The organism is Kitasatospora griseola (assembly GCF_044999035.1).
Classification (GTDB): domain Bacteria; phylum Actinomycetota; class Actinomycetes; order Streptomycetales; family Streptomycetaceae; genus Kitasatospora; species Kitasatospora griseola.
In genome coordinates, this window is sequence record NZ_CP173360.1 from 4,103,705 (window position 1) to 4,119,897 (window position 16,193).

The 16,193-nt window shown below is 71.9% G+C and carries 15 protein-coding genes; 9 read left to right on the forward strand and 6 right to left on the reverse strand.

Annotated elements, in window-relative coordinates; translation table 11 throughout:
• The first annotated feature begins 93 nt into the window (after positions 1–93).
• The 3 genes from ACI1MP_RS18475 (at position 94) to ACI1MP_RS18485 (ending at position 3,901) form a co-directional block, all read left to right on the forward strand.
• A complete protein-coding gene (locus ACI1MP_RS18475) occupies positions 94–1,377 on the forward strand; it encodes an adenylosuccinate synthase (RefSeq protein WP_100589047.1) in 1,284 nt (427 codons plus the stop codon).
• Between the two features lie 131 nt (positions 1,378–1,508).
• Positions 1,509–3,161 (forward strand): IS1182 family transposase, encoded by a 1,653-nt coding sequence (locus ACI1MP_RS18480; protein WP_404867862.1) that lies wholly within the window; start codon positions 1,509–1,511, stop codon positions 3,159–3,161.
• A 146-nt stretch (positions 3,162–3,307) separates the two neighbouring features.
• On the forward strand, positions 3,308–3,901 hold the full coding sequence (locus ACI1MP_RS18485; protein ID WP_404869053.1) for a GNAT family N-acetyltransferase: 594 nt from the start codon (positions 3,308–3,310) through the stop codon (positions 3,899–3,901).
• Between the two features lie 7 nt (positions 3,902–3,908).
• On the opposite strand, the gene ACI1MP_RS18490 is transcribed toward ACI1MP_RS18485, so the two are convergent.
• The 3 genes from ACI1MP_RS18490 to ACI1MP_RS18500 form a co-directional block, all read right to left on the reverse strand.
• A complete protein-coding gene (locus ACI1MP_RS18490) occupies positions 3,909–4,331 on the reverse strand; it encodes a DUF350 domain-containing protein (protein ID WP_043915469.1) in 423 nt (140 codons plus the stop codon).
• Between the two features lie 90 nt (positions 4,332–4,421).
• A complete protein-coding gene (locus tag ACI1MP_RS18495) occupies positions 4,422–4,913 on the reverse strand; it encodes an LURP-one-related/scramblase family protein (protein ID WP_400306935.1) in 492 nt (163 codons plus the stop codon).
• Positions 4,914–4,979: 66 nt separating this feature from the next.
• Complete coding sequence (locus tag ACI1MP_RS18500) at positions 4,980–5,768, reverse strand: aminoglycoside 3'-phosphotransferase (protein WP_380333830.1); 789 nt, start codon at positions 5,766–5,768, stop codon at positions 4,980–4,982.
• A 128-nt stretch (positions 5,769–5,896) separates the two neighbouring features.
• Here ACI1MP_RS18500 and ACI1MP_RS18505 point away from each other — a divergent pair, with 128 nt between their 5' ends.
• On the forward strand, positions 5,897–6,562 hold the full coding sequence (locus ACI1MP_RS18505; protein WP_380333829.1) for a phosphotransferase: 666 nt from the start codon (positions 5,897–5,899) through the stop codon (positions 6,560–6,562).
• Here the strand turns inward: ACI1MP_RS18505 and ACI1MP_RS18510 are convergent.
• A complete protein-coding gene (locus ACI1MP_RS18510) occupies positions 6,559–7,680 on the reverse strand; it encodes a hypothetical protein (RefSeq protein WP_404869054.1) in 1,122 nt (373 codons plus the stop codon). The two genes, ACI1MP_RS18505 and ACI1MP_RS18510, sit on opposite strands and share 4 nt — an antisense overlap.
• A 142-nt stretch (positions 7,681–7,822) precedes the next feature.
• Here ACI1MP_RS18510 and ACI1MP_RS18515 point away from each other — a divergent pair, with 142 nt between their 5' ends.
• Both ACI1MP_RS18515 and ACI1MP_RS18520 read left to right on the forward strand, forming a co-directional pair.
• Positions 7,823–8,446, forward strand: a complete 624-nt coding sequence (locus ACI1MP_RS18515; protein WP_404869055.1) for a hypothetical protein — start codon at positions 7,823–7,825, stop codon at positions 8,444–8,446.
• Positions 8,447–8,543: 97 nt separating this feature from the next.
• Positions 8,544–10,364 carry an NHL domain-containing thioredoxin family protein gene (locus ACI1MP_RS18520; RefSeq protein ID WP_404869056.1) on the forward strand — a complete coding sequence of 607 codons (1,821 nt, stop codon included), beginning with the start codon at positions 8,544–8,546 and terminating at the stop codon, positions 10,362–10,364.
• A gap of 43 nt (positions 10,365–10,407) precedes the next feature.
• Here the strand turns inward: ACI1MP_RS18520 and ACI1MP_RS18525 are convergent, their stop codons facing one another.
• A complete protein-coding gene (locus ACI1MP_RS18525) occupies positions 10,408–11,709 on the reverse strand; it encodes a M18 family aminopeptidase (RefSeq protein ID WP_100589062.1) in 1,302 nt (433 codons plus the stop codon).
• 213 nt (positions 11,710–11,922) lie between these two features.
• Positions 11,923–13,752, reverse strand: coding sequence for an acyl-CoA dehydrogenase (locus tag ACI1MP_RS18530; protein ID WP_404869057.1), 1,830 nt, complete (start codon positions 13,750–13,752; stop codon positions 11,923–11,925).
• A gap of 211 nt (positions 13,753–13,963) precedes the next feature.
• On the opposite strand from ACI1MP_RS18530, the gene ACI1MP_RS18535 reads away from it, so the two are divergent.
• The 3 genes from ACI1MP_RS18535 to ACI1MP_RS18545 all read left to right on the forward strand — a co-directional run bounded on the left by ACI1MP_RS18535 (position 13,964) and on the right by ACI1MP_RS18545 (position 16,184).
• Positions 13,964–14,452 carry an SseB family protein gene (locus ACI1MP_RS18535; RefSeq protein WP_404869058.1) on the forward strand — a complete coding sequence of 163 codons (489 nt, stop codon included), beginning with the start codon at positions 13,964–13,966 and terminating at the stop codon, positions 14,450–14,452.
• Positions 14,453–14,577: 125 nt separating this feature from the next.
• Positions 14,578–15,537 (forward strand): pirin family protein, encoded by a 960-nt coding sequence (locus tag ACI1MP_RS18540; RefSeq protein ID WP_043915453.1) that lies wholly within the window; start codon positions 14,578–14,580, stop codon positions 15,535–15,537.
• A 143-nt stretch (positions 15,538–15,680) separates the two neighbouring features.
• Positions 15,681–16,184 carry a SigE family RNA polymerase sigma factor gene (locus ACI1MP_RS18545; protein ID WP_404869059.1) on the forward strand — a complete coding sequence of 168 codons (504 nt, stop codon included), beginning with the start codon at positions 15,681–15,683 and terminating at the stop codon, positions 16,182–16,184.
• Positions 16,185–16,193 lie beyond the last annotated feature (9 nt).

Consider the following 16,193-nt stretch of genomic DNA (forward strand, 5'->3'; position numbering starts at 1 on the left):
AGAGCCCCTTGCGCCATTGCGCCAGGGGCTTCGTCCATCTCGGGGCAGACTGCGGTCTTCGCAGGATGCCCCAACCGGAAGGGGTGTACGCCTGTGCCGGCACTCGTGCTCGTTGGTGCCCAGTGGGGAGACGAGGGCAAGGGAAAGGCCACCGACCTGCTCGGCGGCTCCGTCGACTACGTCGTCCGCTACCAGGGCGGCAACAACGCCGGTCACACGGTGGTCATCGGCGACCAGAAGTACGCCCTCCACCTGCTGCCTTCCGGCATCCTCAGCCCGAACGTCGTGCCGGTGATCGGCAACGGCGTGGTGATCGACCCGGGCGTGCTGCTCTCCGAGCTGCGGGGCCTGAACGACCGCGGCATCGACACCTCCAAGCTGCTGATCTCGGGCAACGCCCACCTGATCACCCCGTACCACCGGACGCTGGACAAGGTCACCGAGCGCTTCCTCGGCAAGCGCCGGATCGGCACCACCGGCCGCGGCATCGGCCCGGCCTACGCCGACAAGATCAACCGCGTGGGCATCCGGGTCCAGGACCTGTTCGACGAGTCGATCCTGCGCCAGAAGATCGAGGCGGCGCTGCACGACAAGAACCAGCTCCTGGTCAAGCTCTACAACCGCCGCGCGATCCCGGCCGACCTGGTGCTCGAGGAGTACCTGGGCTACGCCGACAAGATCAAGCCGTACCTGGCAGACACCACCCTCGTCCTGGACGAGGCGCTGAAGGCCGGCAAGGTCGTGCTGCTGGAGGGCGGCCAGGGCACCCTGCTGGACGTCGACCACGGCACGTACCCGTTCGTCACCTCGTCGAACCCGACCTCGGGCGGCGCCTGCACCGGCTCCGGCATCGGTCCCACCAAGATCGACCGGGTGATCGGCATCCTGAAGGCCTACACCACCCGCGTCGGCTCGGGCCCGTTCCCGACCGAGCTGCTGGACGCGGACGGCGAGGCGCTGCGGCGGATCGGCGGCGAGCGCGGTGTGACCACCGGCCGCGACCGGCGCTGCGGCTGGTTCGACGCGGTGATCGCCCGCTACGCGACCCGGGTCAACGGCCTGACCGACTTCTTCCTGACCAAGCTGGACGTGCTGACCGGCTGGGAGCAGATCCCGGTCTGCGTCGCGTACGAGATCGACGGGCAGCGGGTCGAGGAACTCCCGTACAACCAGTCGGACTTCCACCACGCGAAGCCGATCTACGAGAACCTGCCGGGCTGGAGCGAGGACATCTCGAAGGCGAAGACCTTCAGCGACCTGCCGAAGAACGCGCAGGCGTACGTGAAGGCGCTGGAGGAGATGTCGGGCGCGCCGATCTCGGCGATCGGCGTCGGCCCCGGCCGGACCGAGACCATCGAGATCAACTCCTTCCTGTAGGTCGGACCCGAAAGGCCCGGCACCCCTGTCGCGGGGGACGCTGTTGGTAAATCCGGGCTTGTGCGTGACGTCGGTCTTCAAGACTCAGTTGTGGTCTTGAAGGCCGACGTTGTCGTTTGGGGTGGGTGCGGGTGTCGATGCAGCCGAAGGGGTCTGGGGAGATCCCGGCGGAGACGGTGCGGGTGGCGCGGGCGGCGTTCCCGAAGGGGAGCCTGGCGATCCGGGTCAGGGACGAGCTGGGGCCGCTGTTCACCGATGAGGGGTTCGTGGGCCTGTTCGCGGTGCGGGGCAGGCCTGCCTGGTCGCCGGCGCGGCTGGCGCTGGTGGCGGTGCTGCAGTTCGTCGAGGGCCTGACCGACCGGCAGGCCGCCGAGTCGGTGCGGGCCCGGATCGACTGGAAGTACGCGCTGGGGCTGGAACTGACCGATCCGGGCTTCGACTTCTCCGTGCTGTCGGAGTTCCGGGACCGGCTGGTGGGCGCGGACGGCGGCCGGTCGGTGCTGGACGGCATCCTGGCCGCCGCCCGGGAGAAGGGGCTGGTCGGCAAGGGCGGCAGGGCCCGGACGGACTCCACCCACGTGCTGTCCGCCGCGCGGGAGCTGAACCGGCTGGAGCTGGTCGGGGAGAGTCTGCGGGCGGCGCTGAACGCGGTGGCCCGAGCCGAGCCCAACTGGCTCGCCGTCCACGCCCCGCCGGAGTGGTTCACGCACTACGCGACCCGGATCGAGGACTCCCGCTTCCCGAAGGCCCAGGCCAAGCGGGCCGAGGTGGGGCGCCGGATCGGTGCGGACGGGACGCGACTGCTGGAGATGACCCGGGCGGACGGAGCGCCCGCCCGGCTTCGGGCACTCGCGGAGGTGGAGTTCCTGCGCAGGCTGTGGGTCCAGGAGTTCCACCTGGTGGAGGGCGAGGTGGTGCCGCGGGACCCAAAAGACCGGCCGCCGGGCGCGAAGCGCCTGGTCACGCCCTATGACCCCGACGCGAGGGGCAGCGTCAAGCGCGACACCTTCTGGGACGGCTACAAGGTCCATCTCACCGAGACGTGCGAGCCGGGGCACGTGCACCTGGTCACGAACGTGGCCACCACCGTCGCCACCGTCCCCGACGACCGGATGGCCGCCGTGGTCCATGCCGGCCTCGCGGGGCGCGACCTGCTGCCGGACGAGCACTGGGTCGACACCGGCTACGCCAACAGCGGCGCGATGGTCGCCGCCCGCCGTGACCGCGGGGTCGCGCTGCACGGGCCACTGAAGGCCGTGACCGTCCCGCACGCCCGCGGCGAGGCCGCCTTCGGACAGGACGCGTTCACCATCGACTGGGACAACCGGCGCGTGACCTGCCCGAACGGCACCACCAGCACACAGTGGCACCAGCGCCGCTCGGAGGACGGCCTGCCGACCGTCCGGGTCCGCTTCTCCCCGGCCGACTGCCGCACCTGCCCCCAACTGCGGCAATGCGTCAACTCCCCGACGGCCCAACGCCGGGAGATCAACCTCAGGCCCCGCGACGAATACGAAGCACTCCAACAGGCACGAGCTCTCCAGCGGACCGACGAGTGGAAGGACCGCTACAAGATCCGCGCAGGGGTCGAGGGGACCGTCTCCCAAGCAGTACAGGCCTGCGGCCTGCGCCGATCCCGCTACCGAGGCCTGCCGAAGACCAGCCTCCAACATCAACTCACCGGCGCCGCCGTCAACCTGATCCGCATCGACGCCTGGCTCACCGGCAAACCCCACGCCCGCACCCGCACCAGCCCCCTGACAGCACACCGCCCCGCCGCATAAGCAACGGGGCGAAGTGCCATCAGGCCCGCATTAACCAACAGCGTCCCCTGTCGCGGGGGTGCCGGGCCTTTCGCACGGCCACCCGCTTTTGCACTAGTGCAGATAGCGCTTGCATCTAGTGCAAAGATCGCTCTACGGTGTGCCGCATGACCGCGAAGCTGCCCGCCCCCGTTGTCCTGACCGGCCGCCACATCCGGCTGGAACCGCTGACCCGCGCCCACGTGCCCGACCTGTTCGCCGCCGGCGGCGGGGACGAGGAACTGTGGCGCTGGGTGCCGGTGCCGATGCCCCGCACGCCGGAGGACATGGCGCAGGTGATCGACGCCCGGCTGGCCGACGTGCACTGCGAGCCGTACGCGGTGATCTCGCTCGCCGACGGGCGGGCGATCGGAGTGAGCTGCTACTTCGAGGCGGACGCCGCCGAGGAGCAGGTGGAGATCGGCGGCACCTGGTACGCGCGCTCCGCGTGGCGGACGGCGGTGAACACCGAGGCGAAGCTGCTGCTGCTGATGCACGCCTTCGAAGACCTGGGCATGGGCCGGGTCAGCTGGCGCACCGACATCAACAACGAGCGCTCGCAGAACGCGATCCGGCGGCTCGGCGCCTCCTACGAGGGCACGTTCCGGCGCAACAAGCAGCGCGTGGACGGCAGCTGGCGGGACACCGTGTACTTCTCGATGCTGGCCGACGAGTGGCCGGCCGCGAAGGCCCGGCTGGCCGGGCGGCTGGCCGCGGGCTGAGGAGACGTCAGTAGATGGCGGCGGAGACGATCGCCGCGACTGCCAGGTTGGTGGCGGCGGTCACCCACACCGCCGGGTGCGGCTCGGGGTCGACCAGCAGCTCGCCCAGCCTGCCGGGCGTGACCAGGTCGAGCACCCAGAACGAGACCGCCATCAGCAGCAGGCCGAACAGCCCGAACACGGCGGCCGCGGCCAGGCCCTTGCCGAACTCCTGGTAGGTGGAGATCACGGCGGTGAACACGATCGCGCCGACCGACAGCAGCGCGGAGCTCAGCACCACGGCGGCGTTGCGGTTGCGCTCGATCCAGATCTGCCGGCGCAGCTCACCGGGCGTCAGCACGTCCACCAGCACGACACCGAGCAGCAGCAGGACCAGGCCGACGCCGCCGTACGCCGCCGCGTAGCCCAGCTGGTGAAGGATGTCGCTCACTCCGGTCCGCCCCCTCGCGTCCGCCTGCCGCCCCGTGCCGAGGACCGGCACAACATAGCGCACGGGGCGGGCGGCGCAGCCGGGCGTCGTTCAGTCGTTGTGCTCGACCAGGCGGTCCAGGCAGACCGCGACGGCGATCATCAGCGGGACGTCGGCGCCGTCCTCGATCTCCACGCCGTACGCGTCACGGACGCTGAACCACTTGCGGGAGACCTCGCCGATCCGGTGCCCGTCGTTCTTGACGGTGTACTCCTTGTCGATCAGGTCGCCGTGGATCTCCCACTCGCCGCCGTTCTCCAGCTCCACGTGGTACTTGTCGTGGAACGGGGTGAACAGCTTCTTGCGGACGGTGGCGACCACGTCCCCGTCGGCGTTCTCGATCTTCATCGCGTCGCGGACGGTCAGCACCTTCTCCCGGATGGTGGCGACCGTGTTGCCGGCAGTGTCTTGCAGCTCGAAGGTGTCGCGCAGGCGCAGTACCTTGCCGTCCACCAGGAAGCACTTCTCGCCGTGCTCGTCCTCGACCCAGTAGTCGTCGCCGATCGCGAACAGGCGCTCCTTGACCACGAACTTCCGACCCATGATCCGACTCCTCGTCTGCTTGCCGGCCCGCCGTCGGGCGGCCCTCGCCATGGTGCCAGCCGGAACTCAGGTGAGGTCCCACAACAGGCGGTAGTACGCGAGGCGTTCCTCGTCCGGCTCGACGCCGTACGCCTCCAGCAGGGGACGTTCCCAGCCGGGGCCGTAGTTCCAGACCGTGCTCCAACTCGCCACCGCGAGGTCGGCCCAGCGGTCGGCCACTCCGAGGGTGTCCAGGTCGACGTGGCCGGTGGGGCGGCCGTCGTCGCCGACCAGGGTGTTGGGGGCGCACGAGTCGCCGTGGCAGACCACCTCGACGTCCGCCGGCGGCGGGTCGGCGAGGATCGCGAGCGCCCGCTCCACGGTGCCGTGGTGGCGCAGGTCCGGGTGCCAGTCGGCGGGGTCGCGGCGCAGCGCGACGGCACGGTCGATCCGGTCGCGCAGGGACCACGTGTAGGGGCAGTCGGCCACCGGCAGCGCCTCGTGGAAGGCGCGCAGGCCTTCGCCGATCGCGCGGACGGCGACCGCCGGGGTCTTCTTCAGCTCCGGGTCGACGGCGGAACGGCCGGGCAGGCCCGCCGTCAGCAGCCAGCGCCCCGTCCCGTCGCCGCCGAGCGCGAGCACCTCGGGCACGGTGGTGAACGCCCGCGCCCAGCGCAGGCGTTCGGCCTCCGCGTCGAGATCGGCCCCGCTGCCGGTGGGCGCCCACTTCACGAACCGGCGCTCCGGCCCGTCGCCCAGACGGAACGTCAGCCCGCCGAGCTCGTTGCGCCACACCGGCACCGGCGTGACGCCGCGGGCCAGCTCGGTGATCGCGGGCGGAACGGCGACGTCTTCCTCGGGTATGTATGCGGCCATCGGACCAGTGTCGCGCAACGCCCGGCGAACCCTCCTGCGGTTTTCCGCACCGGGCCAACCTCGCGGACGTGCAACGATCCGTCCATCCCCCTCCCCGTGGCGAGCCCGGGGCGCTAGCTTCTGCTCGCATGGAGATCGGCGAACTGATCGGGACCGGCCGCACCGCGGACGTCTGGGCACTGAACGACGGGCGGGTACTGCGCCGCTACCGGGACGGGCTGAGCGCCGACGGCGAGGCCGAGGTGATGACGCACCTGGCCGAGCACGGCTACCCGGTGCCCGCGGTGTGGGCCGCCGAACGGCCCGAGGACCTGATCATGGAGCGGCTCGGCGGCCCCACCATGCTGGAGTCGCTGGTCGCCGGGACGATCAGCCCGGGCGCGGCCGGCGAACTGCTCGCCGAACTGCTGCGCCGGCTGCACGAGATCCCGCCGCGCGCCGCCACCCGCCCCGGCGACCGGGTCCTGCACCTCGACCTGCACCCCGACAACGTGCTGCTCACCGCGCACGGCCCGGTGGTCATCGACTGGTTCACCGCCGCCGAGGGCGAGCCCGGCCTCGACGACGCGATGAGCGCCGTCATCCTCGCCCAGGCCCTCCACGACCGCCCCGACACGGCCTGCACCATCCTCACCCCACTACTGCGCGGCCTCCCACCGCTCACCGACCACCACTTGGCCGAGGCCCGCGCCCGCCGCGCCGCCAACCCGACCCTGACCACCGAGGAGATCGCCGCACTCGACGACGCCCTCACCCTGATCCGCTCCTGCGCCGCGGGCCAGGGCGCGGGCTAGACCGCGGGCTCCACGAGTGGGCCTGGTGCCGCGGGCTGGGCCGCGGGCTCCGCGAGCAGGCCGGTGAGGAACTCCATCCGGGCGGTCGCCGGGCCGCACTCGCGCGCCGCCGCCAGCGCGGCCCGGGCCTCCGCGGGCCGGCCGGCCCGGTGGAAGGCCAGGGCCAGCGTGGCGTGCGCCATGGTGCGGCGCAGCGGCGCGCTGCCGACGTTCGCGGCGGCGCGCGCCTCGTCGATCGCCAGACCGGGCCGGCCCTCGGCGAGTTCGGACAGGGCGGGCAGGTCGCTGCCCACCCGGTACTCGCGGGGAGCGCGGCGCACGGCGCGGCACAGGGTGCGGAAGGCCTCCCGGTCGGCGTCGGTGGCCTCGCCGGTCTCGTCCAGGTAGGCCAGTGCCCGGGCGTGCAGCTGCTGCTGCGCCGGGTCGGCCGCTTCGCCCGCCGATTCGGCTGCGGCGTCCACGAGTTCGCGGTACCGGCCCTCGGCGAGCAGCACCGACATGCGGAGCGTGCGGACGGCCGGACCGGGCGGGAGGGCGTCCAGCAGGCGGCGCGCCTCGGCGACGTCGTGCTGCATCACCGCCGTCACCTCCTGCACCGCCCCGTCCTGGTCGCCGGGCTCGGTGGCCGACCGGAGCATCACCGCCATCAGCACCGGGGCCCCGCCGGCCAGCAGGCATCCCAGCGCCGCGGACCGGCCGAACGCCCCGCCCGCCGACGCCAGCAGCAGCGCGCACAGCGCATCCGCGCCGACGAACGGCAGCAGGGCGAACATCAGCTGGCGCACCGTCAGCGACGCCGCGCCGCCGAGACCCAGCGGCCGCACCACCGGCACCGGGATCCGCCGCACCTGCCACACCCCGCGCGGATCGACCGAGGTGCGCAGCGGCGTCCCCATCCCGAACACCCAGCCCGCGGCCCGCAGCCCGAACCACCGCGCCGGACCCGCCAGGTACCCCGCCCACAGCCAACTCTCCGCGTACAGCCCCGCCGGCACCCCGACCGCGACCGGCAGGTGCCCGGGCCCGCCGACGAAGTACTGCCAGAACACCACCAGGAACACCATCGCCCCGTAGATCCGGGACACCGTCCTCCAGCGCCGCAGCGCGTCACCGTTCACGGCGAGGGATCGTGCCAGAACCTCCCGTGCCCCGGAAGGGGTTCGGCCCTTCCTCGGCTTGCCGGTTCGGAGCAGAATGCCGCGAGGAACCGACATGGTCACAGCCGGGGGAGACGTTCAGCAGATGCACCGCCTTCGGACGATGTCACCATCGCAGCTCCGCCGGGCCGGCCGGCTGCTCGCCGCCCTCACCCCGTTGACGCTGGCCGGACTGTCGGCGCTCGCCGTCGACCCGGACTTCACGACGCCCGCCGACGCGGCCGCCCTCCTGGTGCTGGCGGCCGCCCTGCTCACCCTCGCGATGCTGCGGGCCGGCCGGCGGTCGGTGGTCCTCGGCGCCCTCTGCGGCACGGTGCTGCTGGCCGTGCCGGGCGCAGCGTTCGCGGACGAGCTGCTGCGGCGCCGGGGCGTCGACACGGAGGTCGTCATCACGGCCGCGCACCGCACGACGAGCCTGTTCGGCGGCTCCGACTGGACCTGCGACCTCCGCCGCACCGACGGCCGCCCCCTCCCGCACGCCGCCCTCACCGGAAGCCTCTGCCCGGGCCCGGAACAGCTCGGCCGCACCGCGACCGTCACCGTGGACCCGACCGGCTGGACGCCCCCGACCTCCACCGACCCGGGCAGATGGGACCGCACCGACCTCGCCCCGGCCGTCGCCCTCCTCGTCGCCACCACCGCCCTCTGGTCCTGGCTCGCCGTCTCCCCCACCCGCAACCCCACCCGCACCCACCTCACCGGCCGGAGCGCCTTCGGGGCCCGGTGAGCACGTGCCGTCGGCTACCGATGCTCAGCTTGGCCTTCTCACTCGAATTCCGAGTTCGCCCGGAACACCCGCCCGGGCCATGGGGTTGGATGAGGGCATGGCTTCTCGTGCACGTGTCCGCGCCCCCGAGCTGGTGGGTGCCGGTGGATGGCTCAACACAGGCGGCAAGGATCTTTCGCTGGCGGATTTCCGCGGCAAGATCGTGATTGCCGACTTCTGGACGTTCTGCTGCGTCAACTGTCTCCATGTCCTGGACGAGCTCCGGGAGTTGGAGGAGAAGCACCGGGACACCGTGGTGATCGTCGGGGTGCACTCGCCGAAGTTCGTGCACGAGGCCGACCACACGGCGGTGGTGGATGCGGTGGCCCGGTACGAGGTGCACCATCCGGTGTTGGACGATCCGGAGCTGGTGACGTGGAAGCAGTACGCGGTGCGGGCCTGGCCGACGCTGGTGGTGATCGACCCGGAGGGGTACGTGGTCGCGCAGCACGCGGGTGAGGGGCATGCGCACGCGATCGCGAAGCTGGTCGAGGAGCTGGAGGCGGAGCACGCGGCGAAGGGCACGCTGCGGCGCGGCGACGGGCCGTACGTGGCGCCCGAGCCGCAGGCGGGGGACCTGCGGTTCCCGGGGAAGGCGGTGCGGCTGCCGAACGGGCACTACCTGGTCGCGGATTCGGGGCACCACGCGCTGGTGGAGCTCGCGGAGGACGGCGAGCGGGTGGTGCGGCGGATCGGCGACGGGGTGCGCGGGCTGGTGGACGGCGCGGAGCCGCGGTTCAGCGAGCCGCAGGGCCTGGCGCTGGTCCCGGAGGGTCTCGGCCTCGGCTACGACGTGGTGGTGGCGGACACCGTCAACCACGCGCTGCGCGGGGTGCGGCTCGCCGACGGCTCGGTGACCACGCTGGCCGGCACCGGCAGGCAGTGGTGGCAGGGTTCGCCGACGTCCGGGGCGGCCACCCGCGTCGACCTGTCCTCGCCGTGGGACGTCGCGTTCTTCGACGGCAAGGTCTGGATCGCGATGGCCGGCGTGCACCAGCTGTGGTCGTTCGACCCGGTGGCCGGGACGGTCGAGGTCGCGGCCGGCACCACCAACGAGGGCCTGGTCGACGGCCCGGCGCCGGAGGCGTGGTTCGCCCAGCCGTCCGGCCTGGCGGTCTCCGCGGACGGCGAGCGGCTGTGGGTCGCCGACTCGGAGACGTCCGCGCTGCGCTGGGTCGCCCGCGGCACGCACGAGGTGCGCACCGCCGTCGGCACCGGCCTGTTCGACTTCGGGCACCGCGACGGCGCGGCCGAACAGGCGCTGTTCCAGCACCCGTTGGGCGTCACCGTGCTCCCGGACGGCTCGGTCGCGGTCAGCGACACGTACAACCACGCGCTGCGCCGGTACGACCCGGCGAGCGGCGAGGTCTCCACGCTGGCCACCGATCTGCGGGAGCCGTCGGGCGCGGTGGTGGTGGACGGCGACATCGTGGTGGTGGAGTCGGCCCGGCACCGGCTGACCAGGCTGCGGCTGCCCGAGGAGGCCGTCCGGGTGGAGGCCGTCGCGCACCGCACCCGGCGCGCCGCGACCGAGGTCGCGCCGGGCACGCTCCGCCTCGACGTGGTGTTCTCCGCGCCCGTCGGCCAGAAGCTGGACGAGCGCTACGGCCCGTCGACCCGGCTGCTGGTCAGCTCCACCCCGCCCGGCCTGCTGGCGTCCGGCGCGGGCGCGGACAGCGCGCTCTCCCGCGAGCTGGTGCTCGCGGAGGGCGTGACGGAGGGCGTGCTGCACGTCTCCGCGATGGCCGCGTCCTGCGACGACGACCCGGCGATCGAGTACCCGGCCTGCCACGTCCACCAGCAGGACTGGGGTGTGCCGGTGAAGGTGGTGCCGGGCGGCGCGACGCGGCTGCCGCTGGTACTGGCGGGAATGGAGTGATCGACCGTCAGGGTGTGGGCGCGGCCCACACCCTGGCCGCCGCTCAGCCCTCCAGGAACGCCTTGATGGCGCCGGCCAGGTAGTACGGGTCCTCGGCGCCGCAGAGCTCGCGGGCGGAGTGCATGGACAGCGCCGCGATGCCGCAGTCGACGGTGGTGATGCCGAGGCGGGCGGCGGTGATCGGGCCGATGGTGGTGCCGCAGGGCATCGCGTTGTTGGAGACGAAGCTCTGCCACGGGACGCCGGCCTTCTCGCAGGCGGCGGCGAACACGGCCCGGCCGACGCCGTCGGTGGCGTACCGGTTGTTGACGTTGACCTTGAGGATCGGGCCGCCGTTGGGCAGCGGGTGGTGGCCGGGCTCGTGGCGCTCGCTGTAGTTGGGGTGGACGGCGTGCCCCATGTCGGAGGACAGGCAGACGGTGCCGGCCAGGGCGCGGGCGCGGTCCTCGGCGGTGCCGCCGCGGGCGTAGCAGGAGCGCTCCAGCACGTTGCCGAGCAGCGGGCTCTGCGCGCCGGTGTCGGACTCGCTGCCGGTCTCCTCGTGGTCGAACGCGGCGAGCACCGGGATGCAGGGCAGTTCGCCGCCGGCCTCGGCGACGGCGGCCAGCGCGGCGGTGGCGGCGTGCACGGAGAGCTGGTTGTCCAGGCGCGGGCCGGCCAGCAGTTCGCGGTCGCGGCCGAGGTAGGAGGGCGGCTGGACGTCGTGGGCCATCAGGTCCCAGCCGATGATGTCGGCGGCGTCGAGGCCGGCCTTGTCGGCGACGTACTCCAGCAGGGCGCCCTCGGTGGTGTCGCCGAGACCCCAGATCGGCGTCAGGTGGCGCTGGCGGTCGAGCTTGAGACCGTCGTTGACGCCGCGGTCGAGGTGGATGGCGAGCTGCGGGACGCGCAGCAGCGGCTCGTCCAGGTGGACCAGGCGGGTGGTGCCGTCGCGCAGGACGAGCCGGCCGGACAGCCCCAGGTCGCGGTCGAGCCAGGTGTTGAGGGGGACGCCGCCGTAGATCTCGACGGCGATCTGCCGCCAGCCGGCCGAGCCGGTGTCCGGGATGGGCTTGACCCGCAGGTTCGGCGAGTCGGTGTGGGTGCCGACCACCCGGTAGGGGGTGGCGGGGCCGGCGCCCTCGGGCACGTACCAGGCCATCAGGGCGCCGCCGCGCACCAGGTAGCGGCCGCCGCTGCCGCCGTCCCAGGCGTCCGCCTCGCGGACCTCGCGGAAGCCGACCCGCTCCAGCCGCTCGACCGCGCTCTGCACCGCGTGGTACGGGGAGGGGGAGGCGGCGAGGAAGGCGATCAGGTCGTCCGTGTGCTTCCGGTCGAAGTGGGCCGTGCGGGCGGCGGTCGACATGTTGCTCCTGGGTTGAGGGCGGCCGGGCCTGATGGGGGTGACGGGCCCGCCCCTTGAGCATATGCCCGTACACGGACAGGGCCGCGCGAAGTCCGCAATGGTGACACAACAGTGAGCGGGACGCGACACGACACCGCGGGGCCCGGTGATGAACCGGGCCCCGCGGTGTGAGGGTGGGTCAGGCGGTCGGGTGAACGGCCCGCCGCCGTTCGATCAGAACGCCTCTTCGGCGAGGTCCATCAGCTCGTTGTCGATGGCCTCGGCGATCTGGCGCTGCGTGGCGGTGGTCGGCAGCACGGTGCGGGCGAAGTGCTTCGCCGCGGCGACCTTGCCCTGGTAGAAGGCGACGTCCTTCTCGGACGCGCCGGCCTCCAGCTTGGCCAGCGCGACCGCGGCCTGCCGGAGCAGCAGCCAGCCGACCACCACGTCGCCGGAGACCATCAGCAGGCGGGTGGTGTTCTGGCCCACCTTGTACATGTTCTTGACGTCCTGCTCGACGGCCGTCAGGTCGGCGATCAGCTTGCCGACGATGGCCTCCAGGTCGCCGGCGGCCTTGGCGAGCAGGTCGCGCTCGGGGGCCAGGGCGGCGCCGCCGTCGCCGGCCGCGAGGAACTTCTGGATCTGCTCGTTGACCGCGGTCAGCGCCTGGCCGCCGTCCTTGACGATCTTGCGGAAGAAGAAGTCCTGGCCCTGGATGGCGGTGGTGCCCTCGTACAGGGTGTCGATCTTGGCGTCCCGGATGTACTGCTCGATCGGGTACTCCTGCAGGTAGCCGGAGCCGCCGAAGGTCTGCAGCGACTGGGCGAGCTGCTCGTAGGACTTCTCCGAGCCGTAGCCCTTGACGATCGGCAGCAGCAGGTCGTTCAGGCGCTCGGCGGCGGCGTCGTGCTCACCGCGCAGGCGGGCGGCCAGCATGTCGTCCTGCACCGAGGCGGTGTAGAGGACCAGGGCGCGCATGCCCTCGGCGTACGCCTTCTGGGTCAGCAGCGAGCGGCGCACGTCGGGGTGGTGGGTGATGGTGACGCGCGGCGCGGTCTTGTCCATGAACTGCGAGATGTCGGCGCCCTGCACGCGCTCCTTGGCGTACTCCAGCGCGTTCAGGTAGCCGGTGGACAGGGTGGCGATGGCCTTCGTGCCGACCATCATCCGGGCGAACTCGATGATCTTGAACATCTGGCGGATGCCGTCGACGGTCTCGCCGAGCAGCCAGCCCTTGGCCGGGTGCTTGGCGCCGAAGGTCATCTCGCAGGTGTTGGAGGCCTTGAGGCCCATCTTGTGCTCGACGTTGGTGGCGTAGGCGCCGTTGCGCTCGCCGAGCTCGCCGGTCTCCCAGTCGAAGTCGTACTTCGGCACGATGTACAGGCCGAGGCCCTTGGTGCCCGGCTTGCCGCCCTCGGGGCGGGCCAGCACCAGGTGGATGATGTTCTCGGACATGTCGTGCTCGCCCGAGGTGATGAAGCGCTTGACGCCCTCGATGTGCCAGGAGCCGTCCTCCTGCTTGATCGCCTTGGTGCGGCCGGCGCCCACGTCGGAGCCCGCGTCGGGCTCGGTCAGCACCATGGTGGCGCCCCACAGGCGCTCGACCATGCGCTGGGCGACCTTCTGCTGCTCCTCGGTGCCCTCGTCGTAGACGACGCCGGCGAAGGCCGGGCCGGAGGAGTACATCCAGATGGCGGGGTTCGAGCCGAGGACCTGCTCCGCGTACGCCCAGACCAGGGAGCTCGGGGTGACCTGGCCGCCGATCCCCTCCGGGATGCCCAGGCGCCACCACTCGGCGTCCATGAAGGCCTGGTAGCTCTTCTTGAAGGTCGCCGGGATCGGAGCGGTGTTGGTCTCCGGGTCGAACACCGGCGGGTTGCGGTCGGTGTCGGTGAAGGAGGCGGCCAGGTCGTTCTCCGCCAGCCGGGAGATCTCGCTGAGGATGTTCTTCGCGGTGTCGACGTCCATGTCGGCGAACGGACCGGCGCCGTACACCTGGTCGCGACCGAACACCTCGAAGAGGTTGAACTCCACGTCCCGCAGGTTGGACTTGTAGTGACCCATGACCGTATCTCCGGTTCGTCTTCCACGGGCGAGCCGCTTACGGCGCACCGCTTACCCACCAGTACGCCCCATGATGCTACCCAGCGGTAACTTGTTCAACCCCTCCGGCGTGAAGCACCTATGAACGTGGTCACGTCCCACAATGCGGCCCGCCGCCGGATTGTGCGGATCACCCGCCCCCAAGCGGGGCCCGGCCCGATAGCCTGTCCCCGTGTACGGCTACGAGCAGAGCGCCTACCAGGACCCCTATCAGCAGCAGATGCCGCAGGGGATGTCCGGCATGCCCGGCGCCGGGTACGGCGACCCGCAGGCCGCCCAGCAGTCGCTCTACCCCGAGCCCTCGCCGCCCTCGCTGGCGGACGCGGTGCGCGCCTTCACCACCGGGGCGATGCCGGTGGAGGACTTCCAGGCCATCTTCATCACCTCGAAGGTGTACTGCCCGCGCGGCGACCGCCCCGGTTTCCTGGCGCTGCACAACACCCCGACCCCGGTGATCCCGATGTTCAGCTCGCTCAAGGAGCTGAAGCGGTACGCCGGCAAGGACTCCAAGCACTTCTCGGTCACCGGCGCCGAGGTGCTCGACCTGCTGCCCACCGGCTACGGCTTCGCCCTGGACATGGAGGGCGAGCACCGGATGGTGTTCGACGCCCGCGCGGTCGAGCAGATGGTCGACTTCACCATGCGCCGGATGTACGGCTGACCCCTCCTCCCACCCCTCGTCGGGGCCGGAATACACCCAGATAGTTCAACGTTCAACCTTGCGAGTGGTTGAGAGTTGAACTACTGTGGTGGACGTAGGCCACAGACCCGCCGAAGGAGGCCGACATGCCCGCCGTGACCGTCGAGAACCCGCTGACCCTGCCGCGCGTGACCACGCCCGACCCGGTGCACAGCACCGCCCGGCCGGTCCTCACCGTGGCCACCGCCCCCGAGGGCTACGAGGGCGAGGGCTTCCCCGTCCGCCGCGCCTTCGCGAAGATCAACACCAAGTTCCTCGACCCGTTCATCATGATGGACCAGATGGGAGAGGTGGACTACGCGGCCGGCGAGCCGAAGGGAACCCCCTGGCACCCGCACCGCGGCTTCGAGACCGTCACCTACATCATCGACGGCACCTTCATCCACCGTGACTCGCACGGCGGCGGCGGCGTCATCACCGACGGCGACACCCAGTGGATGACCGCCGGCTCGGGCCTGCTGCACATCGAGACCCCGCCGGAGTCGCTGGTGAAGTCGGGCGGCCTCTTCCACGGCCTGCAGCTCTGGGTCAACCTGCCCGCCTCGGACAAGATGATCGCCCCGAAGTACCAGGACATCCGCGCCGGCAACGTCAAGCTCCTCAGCACCGCGGACGGCGGCGCACTGCTGCGCGTCATCGCCGGCGAGCTGGACGGCCACCAGGGCCCCGGCGCCACCCACACCCCGATCACCATGATCCACGCGTCGATCAACCCCGGCGCCCAGATCACCCTGCCCTGGCGCTCCGACTTCAACGCCCTCGCCTACGGCCTCGCCGGCAACGGCTCGGCCGGCGCCGAGCACCGCCCCTTCCACCGGGGCCAGGCGGTCGTCTTCGGCGACGGCGACTCGATCACCCTGCGCGCCGACGAGAAGCAGGACTCCCGCGACAACAACTTCGAGGTCGTCCTGCTCGGCGGCCTCCCGATCCGCGAGCCCGTCGCCCACTACGGCCCGTTCGTCATGAACAGCCACCGCGAACTCCAGCAGGCCATGGAGGACTTCCAGGCCGGCCGTCTCGGCACCATCCCCGCCGACGAGAACTGACCTTCCGTCACCTTCGCAAGCCCGTGCCCCCGTCCTCGGACGGGGGCACGGGCTTTTGCGCGCCGCGGGTGGAAATCCGGGCTCAACCTTTCGCCGGCCTCGCGCATTGAGGACGGGTGAGAGACGCGGGCCAGGAGGGGTGGATGCGCGCACGGGACGAGTGGGGATTCGAGGAGTGGGCGGCGGCGCGGGGGAGACGTCTGTACCGGACGGCGTACCTGCTGTGCGGGAACCCGCACCGGGCGGAGGACCTGGCGCAGGCGACGCTCGCGAAGCTGTTCGCGCACTGGCGGCGGGCGTCCCGGATGGAGAACCTCGACGCCTATGCCCGCACCGTGCTCACCCGCACCTTTCTGGCGGAGCAGCGCAGGTGGTCGGTGGCCCGCCGGCTCGGGGCGCTGGCGGGCTCGCCCGAGGTCGCCCCGCACGGGGACGCCGATCTGCGGGTGACGCTGCTGAACGCGCTGGCCGAACTGCCGGTGCGGGCCCGGGCGATGGTCGTCCTGCGGTACTGGGAGGACCTGAGCGTGGAGACGGTGGCCGACCTGCTCGGTTGCAGCACCGGCACCGTCAAGAGCCAGTGCTCGCGTGCGCTGGCCCGGCTCCGCGAACAGCTCGGCGAACCGAGCCCCTACACGCCCGCGTGAGCGCCTCTC